This is a genomic window from Natrinema altunense (assembly GCF_000731985.1).
Lineage (GTDB): Archaea > Halobacteriota > Halobacteria > Halobacteriales > Natrialbaceae > Natrinema > Natrinema altunense.
On sequence record NZ_JNCS01000004.1, the window covers coordinates 178,608 to 200,558 of the forward strand.

Genomic DNA, 21,951 nt, shown 5'->3' on the forward strand with positions numbered 1-21,951 from the left:
GCTACCGCGGCGTCAGCCGCTGTCCGTCCGCTCGAGCCGGCGAGCGGTGACGACGACGCTGACGACGAGGAATCCGGCCCCGATCGCCGAATCGGGAAGCGAAGAGCCGATCACGGTTACTGAAACGGCCAACGCGCCGAGAGTGCAAAGGAATGCGGCGAAAACGCCCTTCCAGAGCGCCGACGCGATGGCTGGTCCAACCCCCCGAAGCAAGCACTCAGCAACGATGACGCCGCCGACCAGCGACGCGAGAAGTGTCGAGCTCCCCGTGGACGACAGACCGACGCCGGGTGTGATAACGAGTAGAATCCGAACTTGCGGTACGAGAGTCGATACGGCCCAGAACCGCGTCGCCATCGTGATCGGTCCCGGACCGTCGCTCGAGGAATCGGGCGAGCCGAGCGACGACGGCGAGGAAGACGACTCTCCCGAATCGAGGTCGGCGAGCCGTTCCTCGAGTGAATCGTCCGTCATCGGTCGGTTTTAAGAACCCTCAGGAATCCCGACCCAACTCCGCCAGCAGGTGGGAGACGTGAATCCGGTCGCTCGTTCCCTCGTGCATCTCGAAGTCGATGTCCGCTGCCAGCCGGTGGATTCGGGCGAGGCGCTCGCCCTGATAGCGTTTGCGGGCGATTCGGAGGATCGCCTCGAGCACCTCGTTGCCGTCCAGTCCTTCGTCGACGAGCAGATCGTCCAGCGTCGATCGGGCGTCGGTAAAGTCGCCGGCTTCGGCGTCGTCGAGCATCGATTCGATTTCGTCTTCGAGGCCGACCTCGCCGAGCGTTTCGTAGGCCGCGCTCATCGTGAGTTCGCCCGCGTCCTCGACGGTCGTCTGGGCCGCCAGGATTGCCTGTCGGAGGTTGCCGTTGGCGTATCCCGCGACGAACTCGAGGCCGTCGGCGTCGTAGTCGACGCCCTCGCGCTCGACGATGCGCTCGAGGACGGTCACGATCGCCTCGCTGGTCGGTGCGGGTAGGGAGACGGGGAAACACCGCGAGCGGAGCGGCGGAATGAGCTTGGTGGGCTGACGGGTGGCGACGATAAACTGGGTCGTCCGGTGGTGTTGCTCCATGATCCGGCGCAGGGCCTGCTGGAAGTCCTCGCGGACGTCCTCGGCGTTGTCGAGCAGGATCGTGGTGTAGCCGCCCGAGACGGGCGCGTAGCTCGCGGATTCCTTGAGGACGTGGTTGATCATGTCCCGCTTGGACAGCGACGAGCGGCCGACGAGGAAGTGTTCGAACCGGGGGTCGTTCTTGATCTCGGTCTTGGTCCGGCCGAAGAAGTCGGCGACGTTGATCTCGACGAAGTCGTTGTCCGGATCGTCGTGTGCCTCGCGGGCCAGCGCGCGTGCCGCGGCCGTCTTCCCGCTCCCGGGCGGTCCCTGCAGGAGGAGGTTGATCGGCTCCTCGACGGCTCGCTCCAGATACTCGCGAGCGTCGTCCTGGGGCAACTCGGCCAGCTCCGGGGCGTGGGTCTCGGTCCACAGCGGCGCGTCCATCGCCAGCGAGTACGAACGGCCCGGGTAAGAATCGGTCGGTTACTCGGCGGCCGAATCGGACCCCGAACCGTCGCCATCGGAGTCGTCGCCGCTCTCCGCGTCGGCCGCGTCCCCGATAGTGAACGTCGTCCGAACCGGTCGGTCATCGACTTCGATCGGCGACGCCGAATCGGCATCGCCCGGATCGCCCGCGTAGAGCGCCGCCGTCAGTTCGTCGCTCTCGTTGATCGCGGCGTCTTCCGGGAGGTCGACGGTGACGTTCTCGTGGTCGCCGGGCTCGAGCCGAGTGCTCGTTCCGATCGCCGTGCCGTTCCGTTCGAGGGCGACGAACCCGCGCTCGGGAATCGCGGCCTCGACGGTCACGCGCTCCGCGCTCGCGTCGGCCACCGAGACGCTCGGCTCCGTGTGGAACGCGAGTTCGATCCCCGCGACCGCACCGTCGCCGTCGGTGTAGACACCGATCGTCCGGTTCCCGGGGGGTGCACCGCTCGTATCCGTCTCGAAGGTCACACGCCGTGATTCACCGCCCTCGAGTTCGAGTACCCGTTGCTCGAAGACCGCACCGTCGATGCGGACCGTGACGGATTGTTGGGTCTGGAACGCGGTTGGATTACGGAGCGTCGCGTTCACCCGGATCGTCTCGTTGGTCGTCGCGGCCGCGGGCGCGTCGATCGATTCGACGACGAACGAGTCGCTGAGTGCGTCCTCCTCGGTCGTCGTCACCGTCGCGGTGTCGCTGACCGGGAATCCGTCCTCGAGATAGGGGTGATCCTCCTCGCCGTCGGTCTCGTAGTAGGCGAACGGGTCGTCGCCGGTGTCCCGATGGACCGTCGCCGTCAACTCGCCGACCAGTTCGTGGGTCGCGTCGTCCTCGCGCTCGATGGTCACGTTCTCGTGGGTGCCGGCTTCGAGGTGTTCGGAGACGGCGAGCGGTCCGTCACCGCCGTCAGTGAGCACGACGTAGCCGCCGTCGGAGAGTGAAACCTCGCGAACCGTGACGGCGGTACCGTCGCCCTGCTGGTCCGCGAACGTGATCGAGGCGTCGAGGTCCTCTTCGACGCCGAAAATAGCTGGAGCCTGCCCGACAACGATACCGGCGGCGAGCACGATCGCGATCGCGATCAGGATCGCGACGATGCGCTTGAGCGTGCCGAACGTCAGTCTCGAACTCATTGGGGGTGTCGTCGTCGTCCCCTTGGCACTCGACGGACGTAAAACGCGCAGTCCGTTTGCAGGACGGCGAACCGTTCCGAGACGGTTTATGGGGATAGTACACAGTTACCATAGTTTACGAACAGCGTTCGTCGTCCGCCTCGAGCACCCGCGGTGATCGATCCGGCGAGCACCAGCGCGGGGGAGTAGCGGCTGCCGGGTTCGAGACCCGGAAGTCCCGGACGATCCGAAGCCGGTTTAGTCGCGGCCCGCCGAGGGGCTACCGATGCCACTGCGCGTGACGTTTCTGGGGACGGCCGGGGCGATTCCGACGACCGAGCGGAATCCGAGCAGCGTCTTCGTCGCCCGCGAGGGCGACGGGTTGCTGTTCGACGCCGGCGAGGGGACCCAGCGCCAGATGATGCGGTTCGGGACGGGGTTTGCCGTCTCGCACCTGTTCGTCACGCACCTCCACGGCGACCACGTCCTGGGGATTCCGGGCCTGCTGCAGACGATGGCGTTCAACGACCGCGAGGAGCCGCTGGCGATTCACACGCCCCACGGCACGCGCCGCCAGCTCAAGGGGCTAGTGAACGCCCTCGACAACCGACCCTCGTTTCCCGTGCGGATCAACGAAATCGGGGCCGGCGACGTCGCCTACCGCGCCGAGGAATACGAGATCCGCGCGTTCGAAACCGACCACGACACCCGCTCGGTCGGCTACGCGCTCGTCGAAGACGATCGCAAGGGTCGGTTCGACCGCGAGCGCGCCGAGGAACTCGGCGTTCCCGTCGGCCCCGAGTTCTCGAAACTCCACGCGGGCGAGTCCGTCGAACTCGAGGACGGGACCGTCGTCGATCCCGAGCAGGTCGTCGGTGACCCCCGTCCCGGCCGGACGATCGTCTACACCGGCGACACTCGCCCGGCCGAGGCGACGATCGAAGTCGCCGACGACCCCGACCTGCTGATCCACGACGCCACCTTCGCCGACGATCGGGCCGAGCGCGCCGCCGACACCGCCCACTCGACGGCCCGTCAAGCCGCCGAGATCGCGAACCGGGCCGGCGCGGCCCGACTCGCGCTGTTGCACCTCTCCTCGCGCTACGCCGGGCGGACGGACGCTCACCTCGAGCAGGCTCGCGAGGTCTTCGCGGGTGCTCCCGCGGACGTGTTCGTCCCCGACGACGGGCAGGGGGTCGACGTCCGGTATCCCGACGACGGGGAAGACTGAGCGCCGGCGGGTCGCTGCCGCCGAAGCCGCGGTCGAGACCGTGTTGAAGCGAGTGCGAACCCGCGCCGGATTTATAGCGATCTCGTTCCTAGCAGTCCCTGTGAGTACGCGAACGAGTGCGCTCGATGCAGTCGTCTTCGGTGTCGATATCCAGAGCGGAGACGTGCGCGGCGATGCACCGTCGTACGCACTAGCCGTCTACGACGGCGACGACGTCAGTCGGGACGTCGTCTCTCACCGAAAGCTCAGGCGACTGATCGACGACGAGGAGCCGGCGATCGTCGCAACCGACAACATGTACGAGTTGGCCGCCGACAAGGACCAGCTCATCCACTTCCTGGGCTCGCTGCCTGCCGGCACCCGACTCGTCCAGGTGACGGGTGCCGAACAGCCCGAGCCGCTCTCCCGCGTCGCGAACCGCCACAACGTTCCCTACGGCAAAGACCCGATGCAAGAGGCCGAGGCCGCCGCCCGGCTGGCCGCCCACAACGTCGGCCACGAGGTTTCGGCCTTTACCGACACGACGTCGGTCAAGGTCGCACGCGGTCGTTCGACCGGCAGCGGCGGCTGGAGCGAGGACCGCTACACCCGCCGCATCCACGGTTCGGTCAGGAAACGCGCCCGCGAGGTCGAGTCCGAACTCGAGGACGCGAACCTCGAGTACGAGCGGGAGGTCCGGGAGGCCTACGGCGGCTTCGCCAACGCCGTCTTCACCGTCGCGGCCCGGCCCGGCGACATTCCCGTCTCGCGCAATCGGTCGGGCGACGTTCGCGTCGAGATCGAGCGCCAGCGCCGCGACGGCATCGAGTTCGAGCCGCTGGTCAAGCGCCGCGATCACGTCATCGTCGGGATCGATCCCGGGACGACGACCGCCGTCGCCATCGTCGGGCTCGAGGGTGAGGTCCTCGACGTCTGGAGTTCGCGAACCAGCGACACCGCCGGGGTGATCGAGTGGATCGTCGAGCGCGGGCGGCCGATCATCGTCGCGGCGGACGTGACACCGATGCCCGAAACCGTCGAGAAGTTCCGGCGGAGTTTCGACGCCGCGGGGTGGGCTCCCCAGAGCGATCTGCCGGTCGACGAGAAACAACATCGCACGCGCGACCACCCCTACGACGACGATCACCAGCGCGACGCGATGGCCGCCGCGCTGTACGCCCTCGACGCCCACGAAGACCAGTTCGAGCGGATCGCCGACAAACTCCCGCCGGGCATCGACCGCGGCGAGGTCACCGCCCGCGTCGTCGCCGGCGAGGAGAGCGTCGAGGCCGTCCTGACGGACCTGACCGACGACGAGGACTCCGAAGAGGAGTCGACCGACCACGAGCCCCGCGAACTCACCGCCGAGGAACGGCGGATCAAGGACCTCGAGCGCCAGGTCGACCGCCTCCAGTCACACGTCGAACGGCTCGAGGGTCGCGTCGCCGAACGCGACGAGCGGATCGACGAACTCGAGACGGAACTCGGCGTCGCGCGCCGCGAGGAGCGAAAGGAGGTCCGTCGGGACCGCGAGGTGAGTCGCCTCGAGAGAAAGGCGAACCGACTCGAGCGCGAGCGCGACGCGGCCCGCGAGGAGGTCGAGACGCTCGAAAAGAAAGTCGAACGGATGAAGGCCCTCTGGAAACTCGATCACTCGAACTTCAGCGACGTCTCCGCGGAGAAGGAGGGGCTGGTCCCGGTCAAGGTCGTCGAGAAGTTCACCAAGGGGGCGATCCGCGAGGCCAACGAGCAGTACGGCATCGCGAGCGGCGACGTCGTCTACATCCGGGACGCCAGCGGCGCGGGCCGGTCGACGGCCGAACTGCTCGCGGGGTTCGATCCCCGCGTCGTGCTCAAGGACGGCGGACTCTCCGAAATCGCCGACGAACTCCTCTTCGAGAACGAGATTCCGGTCGGTCCCGCCGACGACGTCGCCATGCAGGAGGTCGACGAACTCGCCGTCGCTCGTGAGGACGACGTCGAGGCGGTCGTCGACGACTGGCACGACCGCGCCGCGGATCGGCGGCGGGATCGCAAGGCCGCGATGGTCGACCAACTCATCAGCGAACATCGGGCGGGCGACAACGAGGTCTAACGGGCGCTTACGGTTCGGGACCGGACTCCATCGGCGACGGAACGGCGGGCATCTTCTGGAGGTCGATCTCCCCGCTCAGATCGGCGGTATCGTCGACCGGGGCGTTGACGAACGGCGCGTGGCCGATGAAAGCGATCGAGACGAGTCCGAGGACGACCACGGCGGCCGGGAACGGGACGGGTGTCACGTAGCCGACGACGGCACCGTTCTCGAGACTCACCGCGAGACAGACCAACACGAGATCGGAGTCGCGAATCGCATATCCCAGAGGCATACGACGTGACCGAGCCGCAAACCGCTTGCGGGGCACCACACCGGCCCTCACGGCGAAAATTAGAACATTCCGAAATTCTGTAACAGTCCCGAAATCATGGACTTGACGACCAGTCCGAGCCCGGCGAGGACGAGTGCGAGACCGGCAGCGACCAGGAGGTTAGCGTACGCGATGAGGGCGATGCCGGCGAGCAGGAGCACGATGCCGACGAGACCGAGTGCGCCGAGATTTCGCAACATACGGACGGCTGCAGGGCCAAGAGAAATAAACGGCGTGGTTTCACCGCTCCCGGGGTGGCGTCCGACGACTGCGGCCGGAACGCTCTCGGACGGACGATAAAGGATTAAATCGTTCGAACGCAAATCCGCGGCCATGAGCGACGACGGAGACGGCGGTCGGAAGAACCTCCGGATGCCCGAGAACGACGAGGTCTTCGCGACCGTCACGGACATGCTCGGGGCGAATCGGGTCAAAGTACGCTGTGCCGACGGGACCGAGCGCACCGCGCGCATCCCCGGTAAGATGCAGAAACGCATCTGGATCCGCGAAGACGACGTCGTGCTCGTCGAACCCTGGGACTGGCAGGACGAGAAAGCGGACATCACCTGGCGCTACGAGAAGAGCGAGGCCGACCAGCTGCGGAACGAAGGCCACATCCAGTAACCCGATTTTTGCTCTGCGGTCCGTGACGGTTAACGGCGGCGACGCTGCCACCCCCGTCGCGTCCTTCGGCAACACACCGCTCGAGTAGCGCTCTCGAGCGGGACCTCAGAGATCGGCGACGTCTTCGATGGCGTCGGTCAGTTCCGTGATCGACTCGAGGTCGTGTTCGCCCATGTGGCCGATGCGGAACGTCTCCTCGCCGAGTTGCGAGCCGTAGCCGTTCGAGAAGACGAAGTCGTACTCCTCGGAGACGGCGTCGATGGTCGCGGCGACGTCGATGTCCTGCGTGTTCTCGATACAGCTCACCGTCTGGGACTCGTACCCTTCCTCGGGGAACATGTCGAAGTGCTCGCGAGCCCACTCGCGGGTGTACTCGGCCATCTCCTGATGGCGCTGGTCGCGGGCGTCGTGACCCTCCTCGAGCATGTGTTTCATCTGCTTGCGGTAGGCTAGCATGATCGGGATCGCGGGCGTGGAGTGGGTCTGGCCTTTCCGCTCGTAGTAGTCGATCGTGCGCTGGAAGCCGCCGTACCACGACGCGGAGTCCGTCTCGAGTTCACGCTCGTAGGCGTCGTCGCTGACGACACAGATCGCCAGCCCGGGCGGCATCGCGAACGCCTTCTGGCTCGAGGCGAAGATGACGTCGATGTTGTGGTCGTCGATGTCGACGTAGTCCCCGCCCAGTGAGGAGACGGCGTCGACGACGAAGTACGTGTCCGGATAGTCGGCGACGACATCGCCGATCTCCTCGATGGGGTTGCGCACGCCCGTCGAGGACTCGTTCATCACGGTCGCGACGACATCGTACTGCGTGTCGCTTTGCTCGAGCGTCTCGCGGATGTCCTCGGGTTTGATCGCCTGCCCCCAGTCGTACTCGAGGCGGTCGACGTTCTTACCCAGTCGCTCGGCCACGTTGGCGTGGCGCTCGCTGAAACTGCCACAGGTCGGGACGAGGATGTTCTCGTCGACGAGGTTGAGCGTCGATGCTTCCCAGAATTCGGTGCCAGACCCCGTCAGGATGACCACCTCGTTGTCGGTGCCGAGGAACTCCTTGGTGTCCTCGACGATGGTCGTATAGAGGTCGGTCATGCGGTCCATCCGGTGGCCGAACATCGGCTCGCACATCGCCTCGATGACGTCCTCGCGTACCTCGGTCGGACCGGGGATATACAGCGTCTTGTCGGGATAGTCGTCCTCGTATTCGCGTTTCTTGGTCACGGATACCACCTGATACGGCCCACTGAGTCGCGCGACGGTATGGTACTTTTGATGCCGCACCGCAGCGGCGGTTCGAGGCCGCCGCCGTCGACACCGCTATCGCCGCCGGAGTAACCGAACTGCCGATCGAGGGTCGAGACGAATCACTGCTCGCACAGCACCGACAGCAACCGAGCCGCCGCTTGGCGACCGGCGGAACCGAAAGGGAAAACCGCGAGACCCGCGTTATCGGGCTTCGATATCGCTTTGGTTTGCGACAGTGTGAGGACGACGCGTCGATAGGTCCTGCTGACCAGGACTCGGTCCTCGGTTCGAGTTCATCTTCGCGATCGGTTCGGACGCCGGACTCCGCTCAGCCTTCGACGGTCGACTAGTTCGGTCTCGATGACAGTCATTGACGGAGAGGTAGCTGGACGTATCAGTATCGAAAAGACGAGAACGGAAAACCGCGCCGAATTACTGCATTTCGATGTCGCCTTTCATCCCGACATCGTAGTGGGGCTCACAGACGTATTCGACGGTATCGCTCGAGGCTTCGAACTCGACCGACAGGCCCTCACCGGGATCGGTGGTTTGCTCCGTCACTTTATCGTTGTACACCTTTTCGTCACCGTTGTAGATCGCGAGGTTGTGCCTCATGGAACCACGAGCCTCGGACCAGGTGATCGTGTACGTTTCGCCTTCGGCGAGAGCGAGCGACGGGTTCTTCGTACCTTCGATCGAGGACGGGCTCACGCCAACCCACGACTGTCCATCGGACGCCAGTTTGATCTCTTTGTCGGAGGAAATCTCGGCTGGGCCGCTACTTTCGCCGTTGCCGTTGCCGTTACCGTTACCGTTGCCGTTGCCACCGCTGCTACAACCAGCGACGAGCGCCGTCGATGCAGCCGCACCAGTAAGCTTCAGCGCTGTCCGCCGCGAAACCGGGTTATCTCGTGCCATCATCGGGGGTTGGGTCTGAGCACATAAAAATTGATACCTTCTTCCCATACAACGTTATGCGACTACGTAGCACAATATAGAACGATCGGATGGACTCAAAAGGGTCCGCAATCAGGCGTTTTCGCGGTCGCCGGATTGAAACTGGTCGGTGGGCTCGAGCGAGAGTCGCAGGAACACGGGCACGGTGACGACGGCGATCGCGATCTCGAGGCCGCCGACGACGAGGAATGCCAGATCGTAGCCGTAGTTGCCGGCGACGGTGCCGCCGACGAGGAAGCCGCCGAGGAAGCCGAGGCTGCCGGCGAGGTTGAACCCGGCCATGGCGACGCCGCGCTCGCTTTCGTCGGCGAGGTCGGTGACCAGCGCCATCGTCGCAGGGGCGACGAGCGCCCCGAGGACGCCGACCCCTGCCATCGCGATCGCCGCGGTCGGGACCGACGGCGAAGCCCCGACGAGGAGGATGCCGCCGCCGTAACACACCGACCCCACGACGATCGGGACCGTCCGGCCGATCCGGTCCGAGAGGGCTCCCATCGGATACTGCAGGACGGCAAAGGGTGCGAAAAAGCACGCCAGCAGGAGTCCGGTCGTGCCCGCGCCGAGGCCGAACGTCTCCTGAAAGTAGAGAGTACCAACGAGCGCGAAAAACCCCGCCGTGAGCCGGTCGACGAAACCGAAGGCGTACGGGATCGACAGCGTCGGCCGACGGCGGATCCCGTCGACGAGGGCTCGAGCGCTCCGGTGCTCGTCGGGGGCGCGATCGTCGACGAGCGAGACGAGACCGCCGACACAGACTAGCAGACCGGCGGCGACGAGCAACGGCGCGATCGGATCGACCGCCGTGAGCTGGCCGCCGACCGGAGCGCCGAGGGCGGCCCCGAGGCCGATGGCGATCCCCGCCGCACCCATGTTCCGGCCGTGGCCGCCCTCCAAGTCCATCAGCATGGTCATCGTCAGGGAGAACGCGCCGATGGTCATCGCACCCTGGACGATTCGCAGGAGAAGCACCCCTTCGAAGGGGATCGAGCCGACGGTCGGGACGGCGGCGAGGGCGGCATACCCGAGCGCGCCGGCGATCGAACCGGCGACGATAAACGGCGTCCGTCGACCGGTCGCATCGCTCACGAGGCCCCAGACGCCGACGAACGAGACGTAGGCGGCGAACTCGGCGACCAGGAACCACATGCTCGCGTCCAGCGGGGTCGCCGCGAACGCCGACGCCGTCGCGTCGGCACCCAGCGTCTCGACGAGCGTCGCGACGCCCGGATAGAGCAGCACTTGCGAGAACAACACCGCGAAGACCAGAGCGGCAAGCACGATCCGATCGCGGTCACTCGAGTGCACGGCCGGCTCTTCGCGCTCGGGAACTATCAAGCCGTTCGTCTCGGACCGAACCGGTTCGGGCAGTATCAGGCACGGCGAGACGGCCGGAACGGATACGCGCTCGGTCGTCGCCGTCTCACGTTCGATGACAGGTACGCGTCGGCAACGCCTCGCCGCAGGGGCGACTGCCGGGGTCGGGTCCATCGCCGGTTGTCTCGGGATCGAGCGCGCCATCGGTTACGCGTAACATTCTCTAGCCTGCGGTTTTTGCCGTTACTACGACGCATATATGTCCATAGGAGTATGCATACTAAACATGAGTGACGACGCGAGCGACGGGCACGACGCCGACGGCGAAACCGAAACGTCGGCGGCACCGCCGGAGGGCGGCAGCGCGGAACGGGGTCGTTCGAGGGACGACGAAGCCGCCGACGACGAGCACGGCCTCGGCACGCGGAGCGTCCATGCAGGCCAGTCCCCGGACCCGGAAACCGGTGCGATGGCACCGGCGATCCAGCAGACGACCTCCTACGTCTTCGACGACGCCGACACCGCCGCCGCCCGTTACGCCCTCGAGGACGACGGCTACATCTACTCCCGGATCGCCAACCCGACCGTCACCACGCTCGAGGAGCGTCTCGCCGACCTCGAGGGCGGTGCCGGGGCGGTCGCGACGGGCAGCGGGATGGCGGCACTGGACTCCGCGGTGTTGCTCCTCGCGGAGGGCGGGGATAACGTCGTCTGTTCGACCGACACCTACGGCGGGACGACCGCTTATTTCTCGAAAACCGCGACCCGCAGGGACATCGAATCGAAATTCGTCCCCACCCTCGAGTACGACGAGTACGAGGCGGCCATCGACGAGGACACCGCCTTCGTCCACGTCGAGACGATCGGCAACCCGTCGCTGGTGACGCCCGACTTCGAACGCCTTGCCGAGCTCGCCCACGATCACGGGGTCCCCCTCGTCGTGGACAACACGTTCGCGACGCCGGCGCTCTGTCGCCCGCTCGAGCACGGGGCCGACATCGTCTGGGAGTCGACGACCAAGTGGCTCCACGGCTCCGGCACGACCGTCGGCGGCGTGCTGGTCGACGGCGGCTCCTTTCCCTGGGGAGACCACGGCTACGACGAGATCGCGGGCCGGAACCACGCCTACCACGACGTCGACTTCTCGCGGGACTTCCCCGACGCTCCCTTCGCCGCCGCGGCCAGGTTCCGCTCGCTGCGCAGTCTGGGCAACCAGCAGTCCCCGTTCGACGCCTGGCAAACGTTACAGGGACTCGAGTCCATGCCGCTTCGCGTCGAGAAACACTGCGAGAACGCGGCCATCGTCGCGGCGTACCTCGACGACCACGAAGACGTCGCCTGGGTCACCTATCCCGGACTCGAGGAGCATCCAACCCACGACAACGCCGCCCGCTACCTGTCGGATTTCGGTGGCATGGTCGCGTTCGGGCTGGAGGACGGCTTCGAGGCGGGCAAGGCCTTCTGCGAGAACGTCGAGTTGGCCTCGTTCCTCGCGAACATCGGGGACGCCAAGACGCTGGTGATCCATCCCGCCAGCACAACCCACGGCCAGCTGACACCCGAGGAACGCGAGGAAGCGGGCGTCACGGCCGATCTCATCCGGATGTCGGTCGGGATCGAGGACCCCGAGGACATCCTGGCGGATCTCGAGGGAGCGATCGCGGCGGCGACGCGGGCAGCGGGTGAGACGGCGTGACGACGAAGGAGACGGCCAGCCTCGGAGCGTTCGAGTTCCTCTCGGGGGAGTCGATTCCGAACTTCGACGTCGCGTACGAGACCTACGGCGACTTTACCGGCGACAACGCGGTCTTGGTCTGTCACGCGCTGACGGGCAGTGCCCACGTCGCTCGCCGGCCCGATTCGGGGGGCGAAACCGCCGGCCAGGCTCGCGCTTGGTGGGGCGACGTCGTCGGCCCCGGGAAAGCGATCGACACGACGGAGTACTACGTCATCTGTGCGAACGTCCCGGGGTCGTGCTACGGGACGACCGGCCCGGCGAGCGAGAACCCAGAGACGGGCGAGCCCTACGGGACCGACTTCCCGCCGGTCACGGTCGGCGACTGGACCCGTGCCCAGCGGCGGCTGCTGGACGAGCTCGGCGTCGGCCGGCTCCGTGCCGTCGTCGGCGGCAGCGTCGGCGGGATGAACGTCCTCGACTGGCTGCGCCGGTTCCCCGACGACGTCGAACGCGCCGGTGTAGTCGCCAGCGCTGCGCGACTCGACGCGCAGTGTCTCGCGCTCGATACCGTCGCTCGGCGGGCGATCACGGGCGACCCCAACTGGAACGGGGGCCACTACTACGGCGGCCCCGAACCCGAGGAAGGGCTGGCTCGAGCGCGCCAGATCGGACACATCATGTACCTCTCGAAGGCCTCGATGGGCCGGAAGTTCGGTCGCCGATCGGCGGGCCGGGAAGCGGTCCGTGAGGAGCCGCCGGACCCCGCCGCGGCCTTCTTCCCGTATCGTGAGGTCGAGTCCTATCTGGATTATCAGGCCGACAAGTTCACCGATCGGTTCGACGCCAACAGTTACCTCTACCTGACCCGCGCGATGGACGACTTCGATCTGGCGGCCGGCTACGAATCCGACGCCGACGCGCTGGCGGCGTTCGAGGGTGAACTTCTGCTCCTCTCGTTTACCGGGGACTGGCACTTCACCGTCGACCAAGCCGAGTCGCTGGCGGGGGCCTGTCGCGAGGCCGACGTCGACGTCGCACACCACGTGGTCGAATCCGACCACGGTCACGACGCCTTCCTCGTCGAACCCGAAAAGGTCGGCCCGCCGCTGTCGAACGTGCTCGAGGAGGGACTCGCCGGACGGGCGATCACGGATACGGCTCCGGAGTCCAACGAGTCCAACCAGTTCGCACCGGTTCACACGAGTCTCTTCTCCGAATGATGCACCGGTGACCGGCCGACGGCGGGACGGGTCTCGAAAGTCGGTGTGATTCCGGGGAACGGAGTGAACGTTATCGAGGGTTCCCGTGGCCGGCACCGCGGTCGAAGGAGACGTACTGTTCGGCGAACGACCGATCGGACCGGCGGCGCGCGAGCCAGTAGCGAAGGTCGGAAACGAACAGCGCGAGGTTTTCCCGGGCAAGCAGGTTCATCGAGACCCCCTGCGGGGACCGGAACAGGGCGATCAGCGACCACATCGAGCCGGCGGCGAACGCGCCGGCCGCCGAGAAAGTCATTCCCAACGTAAAGAAGGTCAAACTGTAGACGAACCCGATCCCCATCGAGGGGAGACTCGTGCCGAGGGGGACCCGTGCGTTCGAGTCGCGCAACGTCGGCGCGAGAAAGACGATCGAGAGGCCGCTGCCGAGCATGAAGACGAAGTCCTGCCACATCATCAAAATCACTTACTCGAGTTCGAGTTAAAACTCTCTCGGTCGAGAAATAAGCAGTTAGAGCGGATATTCACGGATCGATGAACGTCCGATCGACGCGACGGCGAGGGATGCGAAGAGCCGCCCAGCCGCGACTCGAGCGTCGAGTACGAGCGCACAACGACCGGGTTACGATCGACAAGTCGGTACTAGTCCGGCCGACTTAGCGGTCGGCGAGCACGCCGTCTTCGACGAGCGTCTCGCGGGCCTCGGCCATCGACGTGACGACGACGTCGCAGTGGGGTTCGACCGCCGGCTTGGGTTCGAATCCGATCGCGAGACCGGCGACCTCGAGCATCGGGAGGTCGTTGGCTCCGTCGCCGACCGCGACGGTGTCCGCGAGGTCGACGCCCACGTCGTCGGCGAGGTCCGCGAGCGCGTCGTCTTTGGTGCCCTCGACCAGCGGCCCGTCGACCGCACCCGTGAGTTCGCCCGCCTGCATCGGGAGCCGGTTCGAGACGATGTGATCGACGGAGACCCCCTCGCGCTCCAGGGCGGCCGCGACGCCGCGTTCGAATCCGCCCGTGAGGATGGCGGTCGTAACGCCCGCGTCGTTCAGTTCCTCGATGAGGTCGGCAGCGCCCGCCCGGAGGACGACCTCATCGAAGGCAGCGTCGGCCTCGGCCTCGGGAAGTCCCTCGAGCAGGGCCGCGCGCCTGCGGAGGCTCTCGGCGTAGCCGATCTCGTCGTTCATCGCGCGGTCGGTGATGTCGGCCATGTCCTCGGCGACGCTGCGGCGGTCGCCGAGCAGCACGGTCATCTCGGAGTCGGAAAGCGTCCCGTCGAAGTCGAAAGCGACGACTGTCATGGTGGCCCGGTTGTCGGCCCCCGGATAAACCAGTTCAGGTTTCCAGCCGACGGGGCACACTGGTTCCACGTCTCGATCGACCGAAACGTATTATCACCCCGGCTTCGTTGCCGCACACATGTCGCAGGATCGACGATTCGAGTACGACAAGGGACCGCGTCTCGAGGACGACGCGACACCCCCCGAGAGCGACGATGACGCGGCTGGAGACGAGCGACCCACGTCCGACGCCGGCGACCGACGCGTCACGGTCGCCCCCTGGACGGCCGGGTCCGTCGCGGGTGTGAGCGCGTTCGCGATCATGTTCGCCGCGTTCTACCAGTTGATCGCGGCGTACGCCGCAACGGGTTCGTACGGACAGGGCGAATCCGGCCCGAGTAACTGGGTCATCACGGGACTCACGACGCTGGCAAACCACGGCGTGACGATTCAACAGGGCGGCGAACCGATCGACGGGATCGGGATGTATCCCGTCGGCCTCGTCCCGTCCGTCTCGGCGCTGATTCCGGCGGTGGTCCTCCTCGCCGCCGGCTACGTCCTCGTCCGATACGTCGCCCTCGAGACGCGCCGGGAGGCCGGACTCGCGGTCGGTGCGTTGTGCGCGAGTTACATTGTCCTGGCTAGCGGACTCGCAGTGCTCGCCCAGTGGACGCCCGATTCGGGGACCGAGGGGATGGAGGAGGGCACGATCGCTGCCGCGACGGATCTCTCCCTGATCGTCACCGTCGGCGGAACCGTCTTCACCTTCGCCCTGATCGGTGCCGGTATCGCCGCTCTTCCCCGGCTGGGACCGGCGGGCGACGAGTAACCGACCGCTCCGGCTCGGGGCCGCGTGTAACACCGCCGATGGCCGCGCCGTCGGGCGATCCGGGCACTCTCGATGTCCGGTGTTTATATAATGCGCCCGGCACGTTACGTCGCGTGGCTAGCGACGACCGGGCGGGCGACCGACCGACCGCGAGCGAGTCCCTCGAGTCCCCGCTCCGTTCGATCGACGAGAGCGACTTCTTCCGGCAGTTAGTGGCGAACACGTCCGAGGGGTTGCTGACGATCGACGAGGAGAGCACGATCGTGTTCGCGAACCCCGCGATCGAGGACATCCTCGGCTACAGTCCCGCGACGCTGATCGGCTCCTCGAAGATGACGCTGATCCCCGAGCGACTCCAGTCGACCCACGCTGCCGGCCTCGAGGCGTACCTCCGGACGGGTGAGCGGCATATCGACTGGGACGGGATCGAACTCCCCGCAGTACACGAGGACGGCCACGAGGTTCCCGTCCTGGTGAGCATTCGGGAACATACACACGAGGGACAGCGCCTGTTTACGGGACTGTTCCGCGACATTTCCGATCGGAAGGCGCGACAGCGCCGCTTCGAGGCCGTCTTCGACAACACCTACCAGTTCACCGGGCTCCTCGAGCCCGACGGGACGATCCTGGAAGTAAACGAGACGGCGCTGTCGTTCGGCGACCTCGACCTCGACGACGTCGTCGGGAAACCGGTCTGGGAGACGGAGTGGTTTCAATTGCGCGACGCCACGCGCGAAACGGCGCTCGAAGGAGTCGAACGCGCCAGACAGGGGGAACCGTTCCGGGACGAACTCCGTATCCAGGGGGCCGACCGAACCGCGATCATCGACTTCTCGATCCGCCCGATCACCGATCGGAACGGAGAGATACAGCTGCTCGTTTCCGAAGGGAGAGACATCACCGCCCTCAAACTGCGCGAACGACACCTTCGGGTCCTCCATCGATTGCTCCGACACAACCTTCGAAACGACCTCAACATCATCAACGGCTTCGCCGAAACCCTCCGGTCGGCGGTCGAGAACGACACCCACCGCGAGTACGCGGCCGAGATCGCGGACACGTCGAGCGCACTGATCGACACGACTGAAACCGCGAAACAGCTCGCCGATGCGACCCTCGACGAGGCAGAGAGCCGGAGGGCGATCGACGTGCGGGACGTCCTCGAGGCGGTCGTCGCGGACCTCCGGACGCAGTATCCCGCGAGTTCGATCACGGTCTCGGAGTCGGTCGATGCCGCGGTCGCCGCCGATTCCCGCCTGAACACCGTCCTCGAGGAGGTGATCCACAACGCGATCGTCCACGCCGAGGACTCCGACCCGACGGTGGAGATCAGCGTCGTCACCGTCGACGCCGATACGATCGGCGTTCGCGTCTTCGATACCGGCCCCGGGATTCCCGCGTCCGAGCGGACGGGAATCTTCAACGACGAGCAGATCACGCAGGTCAAACACGGTAACGGGCTCGGGCTCTGGCTCGCCAGCCTGATCGTCGACGACTACGGCGGCTACCTGGACTACGAACCGCGGTCCGACGGCTCCGGGAGCTGCGTGACCGTCTGCCTCCCGCGAGCCCGGTCTCCGTGAGGCGTCTTGCGAACCGATCGGTTCGGCCGGGCTCAGTCGTCGTCCTCGACCGGCGTCTTGACGATCGTCACCGGTCGGCTAGCCAGCCGTGCGACGCGATCGGTGACGCTCCCGAGCAGTTGGCGGTACTCGCCCGAACGTTCCTTCGATCCCATAACGAGCAGATCGACGGCAGCCTCGTCGGCGTACGTGAGGATCTGTTCGTGGGGTCGGCCGTGTCTGACGACCGTCGTCGGCTCGAGTCCCGCCTCCCGAGCCGCGTCGGCCGCCGACTCGAGGGCCTCCTCGCCGACGTGCTCGAGGGCGGCCTCGAGACTCTCGAACTCGTGGACGTATTCGTCGCCGCTGTACGTGTTGTAAACGTCGCTGTCGACGACGTACAGCAGGTGGAGCTCCGCACCGGTGTGTTCGGCGAGGGCGATCGCGTGTTCGGTCGCCAGTTCCGTCCCCTCCGCGGCGTCGGTCGGCAGCAAGACTCGATCGTACATACATGATAGTACACACGTTCGACATATAGTCATGGGTCATAATTCCTGCATCGTGGGAGTTCCGCGTCGGACCAGTCGACCTACGCCGAACGGCGGAGCGCCGACGACGACCGGACCGTGGGGCCGACCGCTGTCGCGGAGTGTGAGTGTGCCGGACAGCGGTATTTTTTGCCGCCCCCGATCACAACGGAAGGGTTTACGTGCTCCGCGCGGTTGTCTCGCGCATGAAGGTTCTCGTCACGGATCCGATCGCGGACGCGGGTCTGGACGTACTCAGAGAGGCCGGCCACGAAGTCGAGACGGGTTACGAACTCGAGGGCAACGACCTCCTCGAGGCGGTATCCGACGCGAACGGACTGATCGTTCGCTCCGGGACCGAGGTCACCGCGACGGTTCTCGAGGCCGCCGAGGATCTCGTGATCGTCGGCCGCGCCGGGATCGGTGTCGATAACATCGATATCGACGCCGCGAAGGACCACGGCGTGATCGTCGCCAACGCACCCGAAGGGAACGTTCGCGCGGCCGCCGAACACACCGTCGCGATGACGTTCGCGACCGCCCGCTCGATCCCCCAGGCCCACATTCGCCTGAAGAACGGCGAGTGGGCGAAAAGCGACTACCTCGGGACCGAACTCAACGGCAAGACGCTGGGCGTCGTCGGCCTCGGTCGCGTCGGCCAAGAGGTCGCCAAGAAACTCGACTCGCTCGGCATGGACGTCGTCGCCTACGATCCCTACATCAGCGAGGAGCGCGCCGAGCGCATCGGTGCCGAACTCGTCGAGTTCGAACCGTGTCTCGAGGCCGCCGACTTCGTGACCGTCCACACGCCGTTGACCCCCGAAACGGAAGGGCTGATCGGCGAGGCCGAACTCGATCTGCTGGGCGACGGCTACCTGGTCAACTGCGCCCGCGGCGGCGTCGTCGACGAGGACGCCCTCGCCGCCAAGGTCGAGGACGGCACCCTCGCCGGCGCGGCGATCGACGTCTTCGCCGAGGAGCCCCTGGCGGCGGATTCGCCGCTGCTCGAGCACGACGAGATCATCGTGACGCCCCATCTGGGCGCGTCGACGGAGGCCGCCCAGGAGAACGTCGCCACCTCGACGGCGGCCCAGGTCAACGCCGCGCTGGTCGGAGAGCCCGTCGCGAACGCACTGAACGCCCCCTCGATCGACGAGAGCGCGTTCCCCCGCGTCGAGCCCTACATCGACCTCGCCGAAACGGCCGGCAAGGTCGCCGCCCAACTGCTCGAGGGCCGCATCGAAGACATCGAGGTCGTCTACGAAGGCGACATCGCCGACGAGGACATCGAGTTCGTCACCGCGAGCGCGCTCAAGGGCGTCTTCCAGCCCCTCGAGTGGCAGGTCAACGCGGTCAACGCGCCCCAGATCGCGGAGGATCGGGGCGTCGACGTCACCGAATCCAAGACGCGGCAGGCCGAGGACTTCCAGAGCCTGGTCTCCGTGACCGTCAGCAACGACGACGACGAGGTCTCGGTCGACGGCACCCTCTTCGCCGGCGACGATCCGCGGATCGTCCGCATCGACGGCTACCGTGTCGACGCGATCCCCCACGGGCGGATGGTCGTCACGCGTAACACCGACGAACCCGGCGTCATCGGCCTCATCGGGTCCGTCATGGGCACCCACGACGTCAACATCGCCGGCATGTTCAACGCCCGCGAGACCATCGGCGGCGAGGCCCTGACCGTCTACAACGTCGACAGCGAGGTCCCCGACGCGGCCAAGGCGGAACTCGAGTCCGACGAGCGGGTCATCGGCGTCAGCGACATCACGCTGAACGGGCAGTCCTGATCGGCCTCGAGGACCGAACCGACCGACGCAGCGGTATTTTTCGTCTCGATCCGGTGAGAGATCCCGTTACGCCTCGGAATCAGGGCCTATACACTGTGGTCGCGGAATCGTTTGTAGGAAACTTCGAGAGGGAGTTCGTCGAAATCGTCGTCCCCACCGGCGAGGAGCGTCGCGTCTCGTTCATATGCGAGTGCAACAGCAGCCGCGTCGGCCAGCGAAATATGGCCGTCGGCCTTGACTTTCCCGGTGAGTCGCCAGTCGGGGGACGTAACGGTCGGTCCTCGTCGCTCGATCGCACGGAGGTCTCGATCGGCGATGCGAAACGAGTCGGCAGTCGGGGGTTCAGTTTCTGTCGCTTGAAAACGGGCGATGAGGGAGAATACCTCAGCGGCATTTGACTCCGCGAGAACGCCCTCGGGATCGCCGGTAAAGACAGCAGAAAGGACCGTCGAAACGGTCTCGTGGCCGGGTTCGGCGTAGAGATACGCAATAATTGCTCGGTATCGAAAACGTAGTCATCACTCATTCGTCACTATTGGGCCGGAGGCGTTCGAGGGGTCCTTCCTCGCGACGGTGGTCGGCGTCTTTGAGTTCTCGGACTCGATCGGTGACCGTTCCGGATTCGCGCCCACCGGCGTGAATCCCGTGAAGTTCGTCCGGCGATGGAACGGGTTCGATGACGATCCGTTCGTCTTCCTCGTGGACGAATACCTCGCCCGGCGTCTCAATGCCGAACTTCTCTCGGAGCGCCTTCGGAATGGTCGTCTGGCCCTTCTGGGAGACGCGTACAACTTCAGGATCGTTCGTACTACGACTCATTTGTAGTTGTACCTCTAGCCAGATTATTACTGAAACCACCGTTATGGGTCAGTATAGGAGGGTATTCGAAACGAGAGGGCCGCCACAATCGTACTCGCCACTTCGCTCTCCCTGCTCATGTACACGGCCGTACTGTTCGTCCTCGGCCGCTGGAGTTGGACCAGTCATTAGTACCGCGCTCCGTTTTGGGACCCGTGATTTGCGAAAGCGATGCGTGCTGCCACCAGCGGCAAAAGACCTATCGCTCGGCCGACCGATACCGCGAGTATGGACGGCGACGTTTCGGTCGACTTCGGCGAGGACGGACTCGTCCCTGCCGTGGCACAGGACGCCGACACCGGCGAGGTACTGATGCTCGCGTACGTTTCGCCGGCGGCCCTCGAGCGGACGCGCGAGACCGGGAGAGCGCACTACTACTCCCGAAGTCGGGACGAGTTATGGGAGAAGGGCGCGACGAGCGGTCACGTCCAAGCGGTCGAGGAGGTCCGCGTGGATTGTGACGCCGATACGCTCCTCTATCTGGTCGACCAGGAAGGCGGCGCGTGTCACACCGGCCACCGGTCGTGTTTCTACCGGACGATCGACGGCGAGACCGTCGGCGAGCAAGTGTTCGACCCCGATGCAGTCTACGAGTGAGATGAGCGAACGCGCCCCTCCCGCCGACGCCGACTCGAGCGCACCCGACCGGCGTGCCGACGGCGAGCCGACGCCCCTCGAGTCCCTCGAAGCCGCCCGGAAGCGATTCGCGACGGCAGACGAACGGATCGACGACCACGGCGAGGAGACCGTCGAGGCAGTGACGGCGGCCTACCGCAACGCGACGACGCTCCTCGAGGACTACGTCGATCGCGCGACCGGGACCGGCAAGGAGAATTTCCAGGCGTACATCGAACTCGAGGGCAAGTTCGACGGGCTCGTCTCCGGCCTCGCCGAGGACCTCCCCGAGTACGAGGTCTTCGAGGACGCCCTCGAGGCGATCGACAAGCGCCGGCTCAGCGAGTCCGACTTCGAGCGCGCCCACGACTGTCTCGAGCCGGCCGCCGAGTACGCCGCCCTGTTAGACGAACGCGAGGCCGCCCGCGAGGAGGTAGCGGAGGCCCGAAAAGCGGCCGCCAAACGGCTGCGGGGACTCGACGACGAGATCGACGAGCACGAACGGCTGCTCGAGTTGGCGAACGCGGACCTCGATGCGCCGGTCGAGCGGCTTCGGGAGCCGATCGAGCGGTACAACGAGGCGATCCGCGAGGCCTTTCGGGAGTACCGGCTCGCGGCGAGCGCGCGAGAGGTGTTCGCCCTGCTCGAGCGGAGCCGGTGGTATCCGTTCGTGGACTACGAGCAACCGCCCGCCGATCTGGCGGAATACGTCCGCGACACCCCGGCCGGCGAGTATACGATTCCCGAACTGCTCGAATACGCCGACTACTCCCGGTCGAAGCTCTCTCACTACGTCGACAGCGCGGACGAACTCAAGCGAAACGTCGCCACACAGCAGACGTATCTCGACGGGATCGACGCCGAGCCGCTGACGATCGACTGGCCGCCGGAGCCGGCCGGCGCGCTTCGCTGCCGGGCGCGGGAGTACCGCCCCTTCGTCACCCGGATCGCCGACGAAGACACCGTCGCGGCGCTGCGCGAGGTCCGCCTGCTCGCGACCGATCCCGACTACGATCGCCTGCAGACCGCCGCACAGGCGGTTGTGCAGCTCACGCCCGCCGAACGCGAGCGGCTACGCGACGGCCGCGTCGCGGACGAACTCGAGGCCCTGCGCACCGAACGCGAGCGACTCGAGGACGCGCTCGAGGTCGAGGACCCGATTTAGAGCGGCGATCGCCGCCGGCCGC

The 21,951-nt window shown here is 66.2% G+C and carries 22 protein-coding genes and 1 pseudogene; 10 read left to right on the top strand and 13 right to left on the bottom strand.

Annotated features, from left to right (window positions below; all coding sequences use genetic code 11):
- Positions 1 to 12: 12 nt before the first annotated feature.
- The 3 genes from ALTAJ2_RS09825 to ALTAJ2_RS09835 are packed head-to-tail and all read right to left on the bottom strand — an operon-like array spanning position 13 to position 2,671.
- Positions 13 to 474 (bottom strand): hypothetical protein, encoded by a 462-nt coding sequence (locus ALTAJ2_RS09825; protein ID WP_007109926.1) that lies wholly within the window; start codon positions 472 to 474, stop codon positions 13 to 15.
- Positions 475 to 493: 19 nt separating this feature from the next.
- Positions 494 to 1,498 carry an AAA family ATPase gene (locus ALTAJ2_RS09830; RefSeq protein WP_007109927.1) on the bottom strand — a complete coding sequence of 335 codons (1,005 nt, stop codon included), beginning with the start codon at positions 1,496 to 1,498 and terminating at the stop codon, positions 494 to 496.
- 39 nt (positions 1,499 to 1,537) lie between these two features.
- Positions 1,538 to 2,671 (bottom strand): DUF7282 domain-containing protein, encoded by a 1,134-nt coding sequence (locus tag ALTAJ2_RS09835; protein WP_007109928.1) that lies wholly within the window; start codon positions 2,669 to 2,671, stop codon positions 1,538 to 1,540.
- Between the two features lie 265 nt (positions 2,672 to 2,936).
- Between ALTAJ2_RS09835 and rnz the strand changes: the two genes are divergently transcribed.
- Both rnz and ALTAJ2_RS09845 read left to right on the top strand, forming a co-directional pair.
- Entirely contained in the window at positions 2,937 to 3,881 is a 945-nt protein-coding gene (rnz, locus tag ALTAJ2_RS09840) for a ribonuclease Z (protein WP_007109929.1), read from the top strand.
- 100 nt (positions 3,882 to 3,981) lie between these two features.
- Positions 3,982 to 5,955 (top strand): DUF460 domain-containing protein, encoded by a 1,974-nt coding sequence (locus ALTAJ2_RS09845; protein WP_007109930.1) that lies wholly within the window; start codon positions 3,982 to 3,984, stop codon positions 5,953 to 5,955.
- A gap of 7 nt (positions 5,956 to 5,962) precedes the next feature.
- Here ALTAJ2_RS09845 and ALTAJ2_RS09850 read toward each other — a convergent pair whose 3' ends face one another.
- Both ALTAJ2_RS09850 and ALTAJ2_RS09855 read right to left on the bottom strand, forming a co-directional pair.
- Entirely contained in the window at positions 5,963 to 6,229 is a 267-nt protein-coding gene (locus ALTAJ2_RS09850) for a hypothetical protein (protein ID WP_007109931.1), read from the bottom strand.
- A gap of 59 nt (positions 6,230 to 6,288) precedes the next feature.
- A complete protein-coding gene (locus ALTAJ2_RS09855; protein WP_007109932.1) occupies positions 6,289 to 6,468 on the bottom strand; it encodes a DUF7470 family protein in 180 nt (59 codons plus the stop codon).
- Between the two features lie 133 nt (positions 6,469 to 6,601).
- Between ALTAJ2_RS09855 and eif1A the strand changes: the two genes are divergently transcribed.
- Positions 6,602 to 6,892: a translation initiation factor eIF-1A gene (eif1A, locus tag ALTAJ2_RS09860; protein ID WP_007109933.1), complete on the top strand. Its 291-nt coding sequence runs from the start codon at positions 6,602 to 6,604 to the stop codon at positions 6,890 to 6,892.
- 105 nt (positions 6,893 to 6,997) lie between these two features.
- On the opposite strand, the gene ALTAJ2_RS09865 is transcribed toward eif1A, so the two are convergent.
- The 3 genes from ALTAJ2_RS09865 to ALTAJ2_RS09875 form a co-directional block, all read right to left on the bottom strand.
- Positions 6,998 to 8,110: a pyridoxal-phosphate-dependent aminotransferase family protein gene (locus tag ALTAJ2_RS09865; protein ID WP_007109934.1), complete on the bottom strand. Its 1,113-nt coding sequence runs from the start codon at positions 8,108 to 8,110 to the stop codon at positions 6,998 to 7,000.
- Positions 8,111 to 8,566: 456 nt separating this feature from the next.
- Positions 8,567 to 9,052: a plastocyanin/azurin family copper-binding protein gene (locus ALTAJ2_RS09870; RefSeq protein ID WP_007109935.1), complete on the bottom strand. Its 486-nt coding sequence runs from the start codon at positions 9,050 to 9,052 to the stop codon at positions 8,567 to 8,569.
- A 111-nt stretch (positions 9,053 to 9,163) separates the two neighbouring features.
- On the bottom strand, positions 9,164 to 10,396 hold the full coding sequence (locus tag ALTAJ2_RS09875; RefSeq protein WP_049900670.1) for an MFS transporter: 1,233 nt from the start codon (positions 10,394 to 10,396) through the stop codon (positions 9,164 to 9,166).
- A gap of 295 nt (positions 10,397 to 10,691) precedes the next feature.
- On the opposite strand from ALTAJ2_RS09875, the gene ALTAJ2_RS09880 reads away from it, so the two are divergent.
- Both ALTAJ2_RS09880 and metX read left to right on the top strand, forming a co-directional pair.
- On the top strand, positions 10,692 to 12,101 hold the full coding sequence (locus tag ALTAJ2_RS09880; protein WP_007109937.1) for an O-acetylhomoserine aminocarboxypropyltransferase/cysteine synthase family protein: 1,410 nt from the start codon (positions 10,692 to 10,694) through the stop codon (positions 12,099 to 12,101).
- Positions 12,098 to 13,303, top strand: a complete 1,206-nt coding sequence (gene metX / locus ALTAJ2_RS09885; protein ID WP_007109938.1) for a homoserine O-acetyltransferase MetX — start codon at positions 12,098 to 12,100, stop codon at positions 13,301 to 13,303. The genes ALTAJ2_RS09880 and metX overlap by 4 nt, the downstream gene beginning before the upstream one ends.
- Positions 13,304 to 13,373: 70 nt before the next feature.
- Here the strand turns inward: metX and ALTAJ2_RS09890 are convergent, their stop codons facing one another.
- Positions 13,374 to 13,757 carry a hypothetical protein gene (locus ALTAJ2_RS09890; RefSeq protein ID WP_007109939.1) on the bottom strand — a complete coding sequence of 128 codons (384 nt, stop codon included), beginning with the start codon at positions 13,755 to 13,757 and terminating at the stop codon, positions 13,374 to 13,376.
- Positions 13,758 to 13,956: 199 nt separating this feature from the next.
- On the bottom strand, positions 13,957 to 14,601 hold the full coding sequence (gene serB / locus ALTAJ2_RS09895; protein WP_007109940.1) for a phosphoserine phosphatase SerB: 645 nt from the start codon (positions 14,599 to 14,601) through the stop codon (positions 13,957 to 13,959).
- A 118-nt stretch (positions 14,602 to 14,719) separates the two neighbouring features.
- Here serB and ALTAJ2_RS09900 point away from each other — a divergent pair, with 118 nt between their 5' ends.
- Entirely contained in the window at positions 14,720 to 15,409 is a 690-nt protein-coding gene (locus tag ALTAJ2_RS09900) for a hypothetical protein (RefSeq protein WP_007109941.1), read from the top strand.
- Positions 15,410 to 15,522: 113 nt separating this feature from the next.
- On the top strand, positions 15,523 to 16,992 hold the full coding sequence (locus ALTAJ2_RS09905) for a PAS domain S-box protein (protein WP_007109942.1): 1,470 nt from the start codon (positions 15,523 to 15,525) through the stop codon (positions 16,990 to 16,992).
- A gap of 32 nt (positions 16,993 to 17,024) precedes the next feature.
- On the opposite strand, the gene ALTAJ2_RS09910 is transcribed toward ALTAJ2_RS09905, so the two are convergent.
- The gene (locus ALTAJ2_RS09910) at positions 17,025 to 17,480 is read right to left on the bottom strand and encodes a universal stress protein (RefSeq protein WP_006185093.1); all 456 of its coding nucleotides are present in this window, start codon (positions 17,478 to 17,480) and stop codon (positions 17,025 to 17,027) included.
- 224 nt (positions 17,481 to 17,704) lie between these two features.
- On the opposite strand from ALTAJ2_RS09910, the gene serA reads away from it, so the two are divergent.
- Positions 17,705 to 19,291 (top strand): phosphoglycerate dehydrogenase, encoded by a 1,587-nt coding sequence (serA, locus tag ALTAJ2_RS09915; RefSeq protein WP_007109943.1) that lies wholly within the window; start codon positions 17,705 to 17,707, stop codon positions 19,289 to 19,291.
- A gap of 86 nt (positions 19,292 to 19,377) precedes the next feature.
- Here serA and ALTAJ2_RS18640 read toward each other — a convergent pair.
- Positions 19,378 to 19,817: pseudogene (locus tag ALTAJ2_RS18640) on the bottom strand (PIN domain-containing protein).
- The gene (locus ALTAJ2_RS09925) at positions 19,814 to 20,110 is read right to left on the bottom strand and encodes an AbrB/MazE/SpoVT family DNA-binding domain-containing protein (protein ID WP_007109945.1); all 297 of its coding nucleotides are present in this window, start codon (positions 20,108 to 20,110) and stop codon (positions 19,814 to 19,816) included. The pseudogene ALTAJ2_RS18640 and the gene ALTAJ2_RS09925 overlap by 4 nt, the downstream one beginning before the upstream one ends.
- Positions 20,111 to 20,377: 267 nt before the next feature.
- On the opposite strand from ALTAJ2_RS09925, the gene hisI reads away from it, so the two are divergent.
- Both hisI and ALTAJ2_RS09935 read left to right on the top strand, forming a co-directional pair.
- On the top strand, positions 20,378 to 20,746 hold the full coding sequence (gene hisI / locus ALTAJ2_RS09930; RefSeq protein ID WP_007109946.1) for a phosphoribosyl-AMP cyclohydrolase: 369 nt from the start codon (positions 20,378 to 20,380) through the stop codon (positions 20,744 to 20,746).
- A 1-nt stretch (position 20,747) separates the two neighbouring features.
- Positions 20,748 to 21,929, top strand: coding sequence for a DUF7118 family protein (locus tag ALTAJ2_RS09935; protein ID WP_007109947.1), 1,182 nt, complete (start codon positions 20,748 to 20,750; stop codon positions 21,927 to 21,929).
- Positions 21,930 to 21,951: the final 22 nt, after the last annotated feature.